Here is a 12,910-nt window from a genome sequence, read left to right as displayed (position 1 = left end):
CACTTCGCGCCCACCCCAAACATCCGCCGAATTCCCCCCTCATGAATGCCTGAAAGGAGGCCTAGATGAGCAAGCAACCAAATGAAGCAAACGAACGCCTCAAGCGCAAATTCCTAGAATACCGGAAGTATGCGCGCCAGCTTTCGGAGAAGTCCCTCGACAAGGAATTGGCCGCCCTTGAGCGTTTCGATGTCTGGAACGGACGGACGCATTTTGCCAAGTTTCACATCGACTGGGCGATGGGATTCCGCGACCACCTAGAGCGCACAAAGACGGCGAAGGGCAAGCCGCTAGGCAAGTCCACCGCCCGAGCGATCATGGCGACCATGCGCGAGTTCACGCTTTGGCTGTCCCAGCAGGATGGCTTCCGCAGTCGTGTCCGGGCCTCCGATTCAGAGTATTTCAGCCTGTCCCGTCGAGACGAAGCCGAGGCCCGCGCCGCCCCCGCACGCCCCGCGCCCAGCGAGAAACAGGCGCAGAAAGCCCTTGAACTGATGCCCTCTGGCACCCCTCGCGAAATGAGGGACAAGGCGATTTTCGGCTTACTCTGCCTGACCGGGGTCCGTGTCGGCGCGCTGATCACCTTGCGCCTGAAGCATGTCGATCTGGATGACAAATCCGTCGCGCAGAACCCGCGCGAGGTGGCAACCAAATTCGGCAAGAACTTCGACACCTTCTTCGCCAAAGGCTTCCCCGAGGCCGAAGCTGCCCTGCGCGCCTGGATCACCTATCTGGAGAACGAGGCGCTCTACGGCCCCGACGATCCGCTCTTTCCTGCAACGGCTATCACGCCCAACGCCAACATGGGCTTCGCCGCCGAGGGTTTCACACGGCGCCACTGGAGCAGCACCGAGCCGGTCCGCAAGATCGTCAACACGGCCTTTGTCGCCGCGAAGCTCCAGCCTTTCGGGCCACATGCCTTTCGACACATGCTGGCGCGTCGGGTTTCGTCAAGAAATGCCACCGTCGCCGAACTTGTCGCCACGTCCCAGAACCTCGGTCACGACGATGTGCTGACCACGTTGCGCAGCTATGGTCAGATCGACCGCGCCCGGCTGCGCACATTGATCACCGGCGAGTCAGAGGATGACAGGGTTCTGGACGACTGAAGCGAGGCTGCAAAGCGCCGCAAGGTGTGGGAATGAACGTGGGAACCATCCCCGCATTAGCCCGAAATTCACCCTAAAATCAATTGGTTAAACAAGATTAGTGGCGGAGGAGGTGGGATTCGAACCCACGGTACGCTTTCACGCACGCCGGTTTTCAAGACCGGTGCATTCGACCACTCTGCCACTCCTCCGGTCCGCAGCGGGTTAGCTGCCCGCGAATGATTCTGGAAGCGCGCATTCCCGCCGTTCAACGGCTGAAATGGCGGGCCAGACCCTGGTCGGGCTTTCCTTGTGCGGGGCTTCGGGTTACTTTCCCGCAAAACAGACCGGCGGCCCGATCCCCCGGCAGAGCGCAGTTGAAGAGCATTGCCGCCCGACGCGGCAGGGCGGCCCCGCCGCCGAGGCAGAGAGCAGACATGATGGTTCAGCCCCCCCGGATGGCACGGCCCCGCCCGTTTCCGATGAAATCCGCCGTCGCGGCCCTGGCGCTGCTGGCGCTTGGCGCCTGCCAGGAAGGCGGCCAGCTGCAGCTGTTCCAGGCCTCGCAGGACACGGCCGAGGCCAGCGCGGGGGGCGGCCGCTCGACCAAGCTGATCGAACGCGACATCGAGGCGCCGGATGTCTTCCAGGTGACCGAGGCGGGCCTGTGGGACGGGCGCCCCTCGCTGGGTGGGGTCTGGGTGGCCCATCCCGACGTGGCCGAGCCCGAACGGGTGCTGATCCGCAATACCAGCAATGACAATTTCGTCATCGGCGCGCTGTTTAGGCGCGAGACGATGGGCCCGGGGCCGCGGCTTCAGGTCTCGTCTGATGCCGCCGCCGCGCTGGACATGCTGGCAGGCGCGCCCGAACAGCTGAACGTCACCGCCCTGCGTCGCGAAACCGTCGACCCCGCCCCCGCGGCGCCCGAGCCGCTGCCCGCGACCGCCGCCGCCGTGCCCGCTGCCGCCCCGGTCGAGGCCACACCACTTGAGGCCTCGTTGGCCACCGACACCGCCGCCTCGCTGGAGGCGACCGCAGGTGCGGACGCCGCCCCCGCCGCCGAAACCCAGACCCAACCGCGTGAGCGGGGTGGGCTTTTCGGCCTGTTCCGCAAGGATCGCGGCAGCCGCAGCGCCGATGCAAGCGCAGGGGCCAGCACCGCCGGCCCGCTGGGCAGCGCCGCCCCGGCCGAGGTCACCGCCACGCCGCTGGACGGCCCCGCGCCTGCCGCACCGGCCCCCGCGCCCGTCGCCGCCGCCGCGGTCTCGACCCTCGACAAACCCTATATCCAGCTCGGGATCTTCAGCGTTCAGAAGAACGCCGAGGACACCGCCACCGCCATGCGCCAGCGCGCCCTGGATGTCAGCGTTCTGACCCAGCAAAGCGCGGGCAAGACGTTCTACCGTGTGATCGCCGGTCCCGCCATGTCGGCCGAGGAACGCGCAACCATGCTTCAGATCGTCAAGGGGGCTGGCTTTACCGACGCCTATCCGGTTACCAACTGATCCGCCCCGTGGTAGAACGGGCGCGCCCCGGGGCGCCGCCCAGCGTTCCCCGGGCCCGGCTCTGACCATCCGCGAAGCAGAAGGAACCGCCCATGTCCCACCGCCGCCGTCCGTTGCGCGCCCTCGCCACGGTCCTTAGCGCCGCCCTGCTCGGCCTGGCCGCCCTGCCGGCCCAGGCCTTCGACACCCGCGCCCGCGCGGCCTTTGTCGTGGACATCACCACCGACACGGTGCTGCTGGCCAAGGAGGCCGACACGCCGCTGCCGCCCGCCTCGATGTCGAAGCTGATGACGCTTTACGTGGCCTTCGAGGCGATCCGCGACGGCCGCCTGCGCCTGGACGAGGAACTGCCCGTCTCGCAACACGCGATGAACTACGGCGGCTCGACCATGTTCCTGGACACCACCGACCGGGTGAAGGTCTCGGACCTGATCCAGGGGATCATCGTGCTGTCGGGCAATGACGCCTGTGCCGTGATCGCCGAAGCCCTGTCGCCCGATGGCACCGAAGCGGGCTTTGCCAGCTACATGACCCAGCGGGCGCATCAGCTGGGCATGACCAATTCGACCTTCGCCAACTCGAACGGCTGGCCCGATCCGATGCAGCGCATGTCGATGCGCGACCTGGCCCTGCTGGCGCGCCACATCATCGAGGACTTCCCCGAGTTCTACGAATACTTCAGCGAGCGCGAGTTCACCTTCGACGGCCGCGCCCCGCAGAACATCCACAACCGCAACCCGCTGCTGTCGATGGGCATCGGCGCCGACGGTCTGAAGACCGGCCATACCGAGGAAGCGGGCTATGGCCTGGTCGGCTCGGCCAAGGATGCCGTGTCGGGCCGCCGCGTGGTCTTCGTCTATGCCGGGCTCGACAGCACCCAGGCACGCTCGGAGGAGGGTCGGTCGATCGTCAACTGGGCCTTCCGCCAGTTCACCGAAAGCACCCTGCTGGACGCCGGAGAGATCCTGCCGGTGCGCCTGCCGGTGCATGAGGGCGCAGCCCCCGACGTGGGCCTGACCGTGGCCGAGGACGTGCGCACCCTGGTGCCCGTGCTGACCGGCGATGGCGTGGCCTCGGAAATCGTGGCGCGCGGGCCGGTTATGGCGCCGGTCGCCGCAGGCCAGGAGCTGGGCGAGATCATCATCCGCCCCGAGGGCCTGCCCGAGAAGCGCATCCCCCTGATCGCCGCCGAGGCGGTGCCCCATGGCGGCTTTACCTCGAAACTGCAAAGCGCCGCGCGCTATCTGCTGCGGCGGCTGAACGAAGGCCCCGCCGAGACCGCCGCCGCCCCGGCTGCCGCCACGCCGGAGGCCAGCTCTTGACCGAGAACGGGGGGCTTTTCCTCTCTTTCGAAGGGATCGACGGGTCGGGCAAATCCACCCAGGCCCGCGCCCTTGCCACGGCTCTGCAACAGCAGGGCCGTGAAGTCGTTCTGACCCGCGAACCCGGCGGCTCGCCCGGGGCGGAAGAGATCCGCGCCCTGGTGCTGAACGGCGACCCCGACCGCTGGTCCGCCGAGACCGAGATCCTGCTGTTCACCGCCGCCCGCCGCGACCACCTGGAACGTACCATCCTGCCCGCCCTGGCCCGCGGCGCCGTGGTGATCTGCGACCGCTTCGCCGACAGCACCCGGATGTATCAGGGCCTGTCGCGCGGCGACCTGCGCGACACGGTCGACCAGCTGCACGCGCTGATGATCGGGCGCGAACCGGACATCACCCTCTTGATCGACATGGACCCCGAGGCGGGCCTGTCCCGCGCCCTGTCGCGCCCCGGGGCCGAGGAACGGTTCGAGACCTTCGGCCTGGAACTGCAAAAGGCCATGCGCCAGGGCTACCTCGATCTGGCCGCCACCTATGCCGAGCGGTTCCGCATCGTCGATGGCGCAGGCGACGTGGACAGCGTCTTTGCCCGGCTGCGCGCCGCCCTGCCCGAGCTCTTCGAGGCCCCGGCATGAGCGACGAGGGCGCCCCCGAGCCGGACCGCGTCGAAGGCGCACCGCATCCGCGCGACACGCCGCGCCTTTTCGGCCAGGGGGCCGCAGAGGCCGAGTTCCTCGACGCCTTCCATTCGGGCCGCTTGCACCACGGCTGGATGATCACCGGCCCGCGCGGGTCGGGCAAGGCGACCCTGGCCTGGGCCATCGCGCGCTTTCTGCTGGCCACGCCGGACCCTGCGGCAGAGGACGGCGGCATGTTCGGCGAGGCCCTGGCGCCCGCCCCCGCCGACAGCCTGGCGATCCCGCCCGACCACCCGGTGGCGCGCCGCATGGCCGCCGGGGCGGAACCCGGGCTTTTCGTGCTGCGCCGGGGCGTGAACGAAAAGACCGGGCGGCTGAAGGCCCAGATCACCGTCGACGAGGCGCGACGGTTGAAGAACTTCTTCTCGCTCTCCTCTGCCGATGGTGGCCGCCGGGTGGTCATCGTCGATGCCACGGACGAGCTGAACACCTCGGCCGCCAACGCCATCCTCAAGTTGCTGGAAGAGCCGCCCGCGCGCACCACGCTTTTGCTGGTCACGCATCAGCCTTCGGGCCTGCTGCCCACCATCCGCTCGCGCTGCCGGGTGCTGCGCCTGCGGCCCCTGGACGAGGCCGCCATGCAGGCCGCGCTGGATCAGGCCGGGATCGAGACCCAGGCGCCGGAACGGCTGGCCGCCCTGGCCGAGGGGTCGGTGGGCGCCGCCGTGCAGCTGGCCAACCTCGACGGGCTGAAGCTTTATGCCGAATGGGTGGCCATCCTCGACAGCCTGCCGCGTCTGGATCGCGCCCGCGCCCAGGCCCTGGCCGATGCCGCCGCCGCCCGCGGCCAAGAGGAACGCCGCGCCCTGCTGCTGGCCCTGCTGGATCAGGCGCTGGCGCGGCTGGCCCTGACCGGCGCGCGCGGCAGGCCGCCCCAGCCCGAGGCCGCCCCCGGCGAGGCCCAGGCCTTTGCGCGGCTGGCCCCCGATGCCCATGCGGCGCGCCTTTGGGCGTCAGAGGCGCAAGAGATCGGCGCCCGCCTGCGCCACGGCACGGCGGTCAACCTTGACCCTTCGGCGCTCATCCTAGATACGGTCTTCAGGCTTCAGAAAGCCGCCGCCGGGGGCTAGGCCGCCCGGCCCGCCGTCCCGGCACATCCCATCCCGCCCGCAAGACCCATCAGGACAGACATGACCGACGCCGCCCAGATCACCGACAGCCATTGCCACCTCGACTTTCCCGATTTCGACGGCGCGCTGGATGAGGTGATCGAGCGCGCCCATGCGGCGGGCGTGACCCGGATGGTGTCGATCTGCACCAAACCCGGCGGCATCGACAAGGTGCGCGCCATCGCCGAGACCTATCCGTCGGTCTTCTGGGCCTATGGTCTGCACCCCATGTCGGTGGCGGACGAGGCCCCGGTGACCTTCGAGCAGCTGGTCGAGGTGGCCAAGCATCCGAAACTGGTCGCCATCGGCGAGACGGGCCTCGATTACCACTACACCGCCGACAGCGCCCAGGCGCAGCAGGTCAGCCTGCGGGTGCATTGCGCCGCCGCCGCCGCAACCGGCCTGCCGCTGGTCATCCATGCCCGCGACGCGGATGAGGACATGGCGCGGATCCTCGAAGAAGAGCACCGCAACGCCCCCTATTCCTGCGTTATGCATTGCTTCTCGTCCGGCCCCGAGCTTGGGCGCCGCGCGTTGGATCTGGGGTTCTACCTGTCGATGTCGGGCGTCACGACCTTCAAGAAAAGCCAGGAGCTGCGCGATTTCTTCGCCCAGGTGCCGCGCGACCGGGTGCTGGTGGAGACCGACAGCCCCTATCTGGCCCCACCGCCGCATCGCGGCAAGCGGAACGAGCCCGCCTTTACCGCCCTGACCGCCCAGGTCGGCGCCGAGGTCTTCGGCATGGACTATGCCGCCTTCGCCGCCCAGACCCAGGCGAATTTCGACCGGCTTTTCACCAAGGTTTCGGCCTGGAAGAAGGACGCCGCCTGATGGCTCAGCTGCGCTTCACCATCCTCGGCTGCGGCTCGTCCGGCGGTGTGCCGCGCCTCGGCGGCCTTTGGGGCGATTGCGACCCCACGAACCCCAAGAATGCGCGCCGCCGCTGCTCCCTCCTGGTCGAGCAGATCCGTGACGAGGGCACCACCCGGGTGCTGATCGACACCTCGCCCGACATGCGCCAGCAACTGCTGGACGCAGGGATCGGAGAGCTGGACGCGGTGGTCTTCACCCATGCCCATGCGGACCATGTGCATGGCATCGACGACCTGCGCCAGGTGGTCTTCAACATGCGCCGCCGCCTGCCCGTCTGGGCCGATGGCGACACCCAGGATGCGCTGCTCAGCCGCTTCGGCTATGTCTTCGTGCAGCCCGAAGGTTCGCCCTATCCGCCGATCCTGGAATTGAACACCATCAAGGGCGCCGTCACCATCGACGGCGCGGGCGGGCCGGTGACGCTGATGCCCTTCCGGGTCAATCACGGCTCGATCGACGCCCTGGGGTTCCGGGTGCGCGACGTGGCCTATCTGCCCGATGTGGCCCAGATGTCCGACGAGGCCTGGGAGGCCTGCGCCGGGCTGAAATGCTGGATCCTGGACACCCTGCGCCGCGATCCGCATCCCACCCATTCGCACCTGGAACAATCCCTGGCCTGGATCGAACGGGCCGCGCCGGACCGCGCGGTGCTGACCAATATGCACATCGACCTCGACTACGAGACGCTGGAGGCCGAGACGGCGGATCACATCACCCCGGCCTTCGACGGGATGCAGATCACCTATGACCTGTGACGCGCGGATGACGCCCGCGCCCCGGGCCCTGGCATGAGCGCGCTTCTCAACATCATCCTGCCGGTCTTCCTGGTGCTGGGCGCGGGCTATGTGACCACCCGGACCGGGCTGCTGAAGCTGTCGGTGGCCGAGGGGCTGATGTCCTACACCCAGAACGCGGCCTTTCCCTGCCTGCTGTTCCTGGCGGTCAGCAGTTTCGACCTGGGCGAACAGTTCCACGCGCCGCTGCTGCTCAGCTTCTACGCCGGGGCCACCGCCTGTTTCTTCCTCGGCCTTTTCGGCGCCCGCGCCATCGGCCGCTCGCCCGAGGATGCGGTGGTCATCGGGTTCTGCTGCCTCTTCTCCAACTCGATGATGCTGGGCGTGCCGATCACCGAACGGGCCTTCGGCCTGGACGCGCTGGATGCGAACTTTGCCATCATCTCGATCCACGCCCCCTTCTGCTACACCCTGGGCATCGCCGCGATGGAGCTGACCCGGGCGGGCGGCCAGGGCCTGGCCCTTGGCGCGCTGGTGCGGCGAATCCTGCGGCAGATCTTCACCAACCCGCTGGTGATCGCGCTGATGTGCGGCTTCGCGGTGAACCTCAGCGGGCTGACGGTGCCCGGGCCGCTGACCGATGCGATGCAGATCATCGCCCGCTCGGCCCTGCCGGCGGCGCTGTTCGCCGTGGGCGGCGTGCTGGTGCAATACAAGATCGAGGGCGACTGGCGGCTGATCGGCATGATCTGCGTGCTGGCCCTTCTGGTGCATCCGGCGATCACCTGGGGGCTGGGCCGCGCCTTCGCCCTGCCCGAAGCGGCCTTCCGCTCGGCGGTGCTGACCGCCTGCGTGGCGCCGGGCGTGAACACCTATGTCTTCGCCAACCTCTATGACCGGGCCAAGCGCTCGGCGGCCTCGGCCCTGCTGATCGCCACCGGGGTCTGCCTGTTCACTTCGTGGTTCTGGCTGTCCCTGCTGCCCTGACGGGACCTCTGCCAACTGCTACGCACGCGGGGCGAAGCCCTTGAAATCCTTGCGCGGGGCCGGGTGACAGGCTACCCCTTTCGGCATTGGCCGCCCCCGCGCGCAGGAGATCCCTCATGGACATCACCGTGACCTACCAGCGCGGCCCCACCGACCCCGGCGCAGGCCCGGTCAAGATCGGCTGGCTTCTGGGCAAGACCGACGCGCCGGTGATCTACGAACCGCCCCGCCGGGTGCATTCCCGCGACGCCCGGCGCGACCACGCCAAATCCGCCTCGCGCTGCCCCGCCGTGGTGGGTCTGGAAAGCCGCTATTTCGAGGTGCTCTGCCCCTTCGATCTGAACATCGGCTTTGCCCGCGACAAGGACGGCAAACCGGCGCTGCGCAACCTCTCGGGCGAGAAATCGGCGGTGCGCGGGTCGACCCTGGGCAAGCGGCTGTCGCTGGTCAGCGAGGGCGAATGGCGCTTTCCCGACCGGCCCATCCTCCAGCTGAAGCTGCCCTATTACTTCATCACCGACGAGCCGGTCTACATGACCCAGCTTGAAGCCTACATGTACTACCGCAAGACGCCCCTGCCGGGGACGATCTTTGGCGGGCGCTTCCCGATCAACCTGTGGCCACGACCGCTGATGTGGGCCTTCGAATGGCATGACACGACGCAGCCCATCGTCATCCGCCGGGGCGAGCCGCTGTTCTACGTGCAGTTCGAGGCCGACGGGCCGGACCGCACGGTGCAGATGGTCGAGGCCGAGCTGACGCCCGAGCTGCAAACCTACATGGATCACATCGGCGGCGCGGTGAACTACGTCAACCAGACCTTCTCGCTGTTCGAGGCCGCCGAACGGGTACGCCCCGAGCGCCTGCTGAAGGTAAAGGAAAAATGAGCGGCGCCGCCCCGGCGCCCGGATCCGCCCCCGGCCCCCAGGCGCGCCAGGTCGATCTGGCCAAGCTGCTAGGCGAGGCGCAGGGGGATTTCACCTCGGGCAATATCTCGCGCTGTTGGGACCGGATCGCGCCGCTGCTGCCCCTGGCAGAGGCCAACCGCATCCCCTCGCCCCGGCTGGAGTCCCTGCGCTATCTGCAACTGGGCTGCGCCCTTTACGGCGTGGGCGATCTGGAGGCCGCGCGACAGTTGAATCGCGCCCTGCCCACGCGCCTTTTCACGCCGATGCGCTATCGGCTGTCGCTGCGGCTGCGCGACCCGGGTCAGGCCAAGCGGCTGCGTCGCGATCCGGCCAACGGCGCGCGCGAGCTGGCCGATTTCCGCACCTCTGCCGGGCTGCACGAGATCTGGGCGCATCGCTACAGGCTGGGCTTTCCCCTTTATGCGGCGCGCTGGCAGGCGATCAACTTTCCTCGTGTCCTGCCCCAGGGGGTGACCCATGTCCCCCTGCCCGAGGATCCGGCCCGCGACGAAGGGATGATCGTGCTGGAACAGGGTCTGGGCGACGTGCTGTTCCACCTGGCCCATATCAAGGCCGAGGGCGCCCATGAGGCCGCCACCTTCATTGGCCTGGCCAAATATGGCCCGCTGATCCGGCGCTATTTCCCCCAGGCCCGCTACGTGCCCGCCGCCCGCGTGGCCGAAGAGCTGGGACAGCCGCGCGCCCATCTGGCCGCCGATTTCGTCGGCCGGGGCTATCGCCGCCTGGGCCATATCGCGCCCGGGATCACCCTGGACCAGCCCACGCGCCACCCCTTCGACCCGCCGGTCTTCGGCCTGTGCTGGCGGGGTGGCTCGGGGCAGAACCGGCGCGAGGAACGGCATATCCCGCTGCGCTTCCTGCTCGACATGCTGCCGCTGAACGCGCGCTTTCTGGCGCTGCAATTCGACCTGACCGATGAGGAACGCGCGATCCTCACCGCCGATCCGCGCTGCCATGTGCCGCTGGCCGACATCACCACCAACCCGGCCGAGACCATCGACATGATCCGCCCCCTGGCGGGAGTGATCTCGGTCGACAGTGCCAACTGGCACATGGCGGGGTTCTCGGGCGTGCCTCTGCTGGCGGTCATGAACCACTCGGCGCATTGGTTCTGGGGCCCGGGCGCCGATGCCCAGAGCGCCTTTGCCAGCGCCACCACCCTGCGCAAGGAAGACCTGTCGGCCCGCGCCCTGGCGGCCTGGATCGAAACCGCGCGCCGGGACTGGGGCCAGCGCCCTGTCGCCGCCCTGCCCGCGATCCACCGCGCCCCGCCCGCCGGTCTGCCCGCGGCGCTGCGCCCGGTCTTCATCACCGGGCTGCCGCGCTCTGGCACCTCGCTGGTGACCCGCATCCTGCAAGGGCAGGGCCTGTGGCTAGGCGAGACGATCGCAGGCAATGCCGACAATCCCGAAGGCTACGGCGAGAACCGCCGGATCCGCGAAAAGCACCTGAAGCCGCTGCTGGCCGCCCTTGGCGCCGATCCGCGCGGCGTGGCGCCCCTGCCCCGGACCGAGGCCCTGCCGCCCTGCCCCGGGCTGACCCGCCGCCTGCTGCGCGCGATCCGCGCCGAAGGCTACAACGGCAAGATCCCCTGGGGCTACAAGGATCCCAAGCTCGCCCTGCTCTGGCCGCTTTTCGCCCGTGCTTTCCCCGGCGCCACCTGGGTGGTCGTCCAGCGCGACCGCCCGGCGGTGCTGGCCTCGCTGGCGCGGGCCAGCTTCATGCGCCAGCATTCGACCTCGGCGGAGTTCTGGAAACCCTTTGCCGCCTGCTACGACGACCGGCTGGCCGCGCTGCGCGACAGCGGGGTGACGGTGCATGTGGTGCAGGCCGAGGGGATCATGGGCGGCGATGTCGCCCCCCTGGCGCCGGTCTGCGCGGCGGCGGGCCTGCCCTTCGACGAAGGCCGCGCCCGGGCGGCGCTGCAACGCAAGGAGGCGGCGCCCCCGGCCTGAGCCCCGCGGCATCAGGGCGGCGTGGTCAGGACAGCGACGTCAGGACAGGGCCAGCCCGAAGGCATTGCCCGAGCCGCGCCCCAGGGCGGGCAGCAGATCGGCGGTGGCCGCCATCATCGAACGCAGCAGGCGGCTTTCATAGCCCGACAGGCCCACCCGGTCGCCCCGCGCCATCTTCAGGCTCAGCTCGGCACGGCGCGCCGCATCGGGGGCCAGGGGCCGGGCCAGCATGGCCTCGTCCAGGGCACAGATGGTCAGCGGCTCGGCACATTCCAGCCCCAGGTCGCCCTCGTCCAGCACCTGATAGCCGTCCATCTGCAGCAGCACGTATTCCGTCTGCGGGCGCGGGCTGCGGATGATGCGTTCACCATCCAGCAGGTGACGTGCCGCCACCACCGCCTCGTCGCGGCCAAACAGCATCCGCACCGCGCTGTCCTTCAGCACCAGGTGCTGTGACGGCGAGACGAGGACCGGATGGCGATTGCCCAGGGCGCCGGGGCGGATCAGGATCGGCGCGAACCGGCCGCCCGCGCGGACGGTGCGGCGCCCGGTCCAGGTCACCTCGCAGGGGCCGTTGTCGAGGGTCATCACCTTGTCGCCGGGGCGCAGTTCCTCGATCCGGCGCAGCCCGCCGGGGGTGCGCAGCCGCGTGCCTGCGATGAAAGAGGTGACATGATCGACCGAGAACATCCGCAGCTTGCCGTCGCGGCGCAGGGTGCCGATGCGGCGCCCGCTGAACGGGCCTTCGCTGTCGCTGAGCGGTCCCGAAGGGCCAAAGGCCAGGCGCCGGTCCAGCCCGCCGCCATCGCCCCCGCCCTGGTAATAGCGCAGAGGCTTCTTGATATAGTCCCAGGAGGCCGGAGCCGCCCCGTATCCCGCCTGACCCTCATGGGCCGAGCCGAGACAGCGCTGCGGGCCTCGTGCGAGGCGTTCGTTCCAGTTCATGACCCTGTTCTACCCTTTTGTGGCATTTTGCCTTTTTGTTGTGGTCCCGGCTTGCGCCGGCCCGGTTGCGCAACAAGACCATCGGTCGATGGCCAAATTGGGAGTCGCGCGAGGTGAGTAAAAGTCGCAATTGCGGCGAAAAATCGACAACGGCGCCACAGCACCCGGTCAGATGCGGATCAGACGGTCAAAAATTCATCGGCGCGTGCGAATGGCGCGCGCGACCCGCTCTTGCCCGGCGGCGCGGCGCCCCTTAGGGAGGAAGGCAAGCAAGAGGAGAGCGCGCCATGGCAGCCAAGATCCAGGTCATCAACGGCCCCAACCTGAACCTGCTGGGCAAGCGCCAGCCCGAGATCTACGGGCATGAGACGCTGGACGACGTGGCCGCCGACTGCACCGCGCTGGCCGCCGATCTGGGGCTGGAGCTGGACTTCTACCAGTCCAACCACGAGGGCGGCATCATCGACTGCATCCATGCGGCGCGCGGCACCTGCGCGGGCATCGTGATCAACCCCGGCGCCTATACCCATACCTCGGTCGCCATCCTGGATGCGCTGAACGCCTTCGAGGGCGTGGTCATCGAATGCCATATCTCCAACGTGCACAAGCGCGAGAGCTTCCGGCATCATTCCTATGTCTCGCTGCGCGCCGACGGGGTGATCGCCGGTTTCGGCACCGAAGGCTATCAGCTGGCCCTGCGCCGCATGGCCACCCTGGTGGGCGCCTGATCCACCGCTGATCCCCGGCCCGTCCGTCGCCCGC

12 protein-coding genes and 1 tRNA gene are annotated in these 12,910 nt (G+C 68.8%); 11 read left to right on the top strand and 2 right to left on the bottom strand.

The window, feature by feature from the left end; all coding sequences use genetic code 11:
- Nucleotides 1-65: 65 nt before the first annotated feature.
- Nucleotides 66-1,109: a tyrosine-type recombinase/integrase gene (locus ACRARE_RS11565; protein WP_432656593.1), complete on the top strand. Its 1,044-nt coding sequence runs from the start codon at nucleotides 66-68 to the stop codon at nucleotides 1,107-1,109.
- Between the two features lie 101 nt (nucleotides 1,110-1,210).
- Here the strand turns inward: ACRARE_RS11565 and ACRARE_RS11560 are convergent.
- Nucleotides 1,211-1,300: transfer RNA gene (locus tag ACRARE_RS11560), tRNA-Ser, on the bottom strand.
- A gap of 225 nt (nucleotides 1,301-1,525) precedes the next feature.
- Between ACRARE_RS11560 and ACRARE_RS11555 the strand changes: the two genes are divergently transcribed.
- The 9 genes from ACRARE_RS11555 (at nucleotide 1,526) to ACRARE_RS11515 (ending at nucleotide 11,203) form a co-directional block, all read left to right on the top strand.
- A complete protein-coding gene (locus tag ACRARE_RS11555) occupies nucleotides 1,526-2,596 on the top strand; it encodes an SPOR domain-containing protein (protein WP_432656592.1) in 1,071 nt (356 codons plus the stop codon).
- A gap of 92 nt (nucleotides 2,597-2,688) precedes the next feature.
- Nucleotides 2,689-3,918, top strand: a complete 1,230-nt coding sequence (locus ACRARE_RS11550) for a D-alanyl-D-alanine carboxypeptidase family protein (protein ID WP_432656591.1) — start codon at nucleotides 2,689-2,691, stop codon at nucleotides 3,916-3,918.
- Nucleotides 3,915-4,553, top strand: a complete 639-nt coding sequence (gene tmk / locus ACRARE_RS11545; protein ID WP_432656590.1) for a dTMP kinase — start codon at nucleotides 3,915-3,917, stop codon at nucleotides 4,551-4,553. The genes ACRARE_RS11550 and tmk overlap by 4 nt, the downstream gene beginning before the upstream one ends.
- On the top strand, nucleotides 4,550-5,686 hold the full coding sequence (locus ACRARE_RS11540) for a DNA polymerase III subunit delta' (protein ID WP_432656589.1): 1,137 nt from the start codon (nucleotides 4,550-4,552) through the stop codon (nucleotides 5,684-5,686). Before tmk ends, ACRARE_RS11540 begins: the two co-directional genes overlap by 4 nt.
- Before the next feature lie 60 nt (nucleotides 5,687-5,746).
- A complete protein-coding gene (locus ACRARE_RS11535) occupies nucleotides 5,747-6,556 on the top strand; it encodes a TatD family hydrolase (RefSeq protein ID WP_432656588.1) in 810 nt (269 codons plus the stop codon).
- Nucleotides 6,556-7,353 (top strand): MBL fold metallo-hydrolase, encoded by a 798-nt coding sequence (locus ACRARE_RS11530; RefSeq protein WP_432656587.1) that lies wholly within the window; start codon nucleotides 6,556-6,558, stop codon nucleotides 7,351-7,353. Before ACRARE_RS11535 ends, ACRARE_RS11530 begins: the two co-directional genes overlap by 1 nt.
- Nucleotides 7,354-7,386: 33 nt before the next feature.
- Nucleotides 7,387-8,319, top strand: coding sequence for an AEC family transporter (locus ACRARE_RS11525; RefSeq protein ID WP_432656586.1), 933 nt, complete (start codon nucleotides 7,387-7,389; stop codon nucleotides 8,317-8,319).
- 116 nt (nucleotides 8,320-8,435) lie between these two features.
- Nucleotides 8,436-9,206: a hypothetical protein gene (locus ACRARE_RS11520; protein WP_432656585.1), complete on the top strand. Its 771-nt coding sequence runs from the start codon at nucleotides 8,436-8,438 to the stop codon at nucleotides 9,204-9,206.
- The gene (locus ACRARE_RS11515) at nucleotides 9,203-11,203 is read left to right on the top strand and encodes a sulfotransferase (protein ID WP_432656584.1); all 2,001 of its coding nucleotides are present in this window, start codon (nucleotides 9,203-9,205) and stop codon (nucleotides 11,201-11,203) included. Before ACRARE_RS11520 ends, ACRARE_RS11515 begins: the two co-directional genes overlap by 4 nt.
- 39 nt (nucleotides 11,204-11,242) lie before the next feature.
- On the opposite strand, the gene ACRARE_RS11510 is transcribed toward ACRARE_RS11515, so the two are convergent.
- A complete protein-coding gene (locus ACRARE_RS11510) occupies nucleotides 11,243-12,148 on the bottom strand; it encodes a Hint domain-containing protein (RefSeq protein WP_432656583.1) in 906 nt (301 codons plus the stop codon).
- A 287-nt stretch (nucleotides 12,149-12,435) separates the two neighbouring features.
- On the opposite strand from ACRARE_RS11510, the gene aroQ reads away from it, so the two are divergent.
- A complete protein-coding gene (aroQ, locus tag ACRARE_RS11505; protein ID WP_432656582.1) occupies nucleotides 12,436-12,876 on the top strand; it encodes a type II 3-dehydroquinate dehydratase in 441 nt (146 codons plus the stop codon).
- The last annotated feature ends 34 nt before the right edge of the window (nucleotides 12,877-12,910 follow it).

It is taken from the genome of Pseudooceanicola aquaeponti (genome assembly GCF_050897975.1).
Lineage (GTDB): Bacteria > Pseudomonadota > Alphaproteobacteria > Rhodobacterales > Rhodobacteraceae > Pseudooceanicola.
Note: the sequence above shows the minus strand (reverse complement) of the source record. Positions and strands in the feature narration are given on the sequence as shown.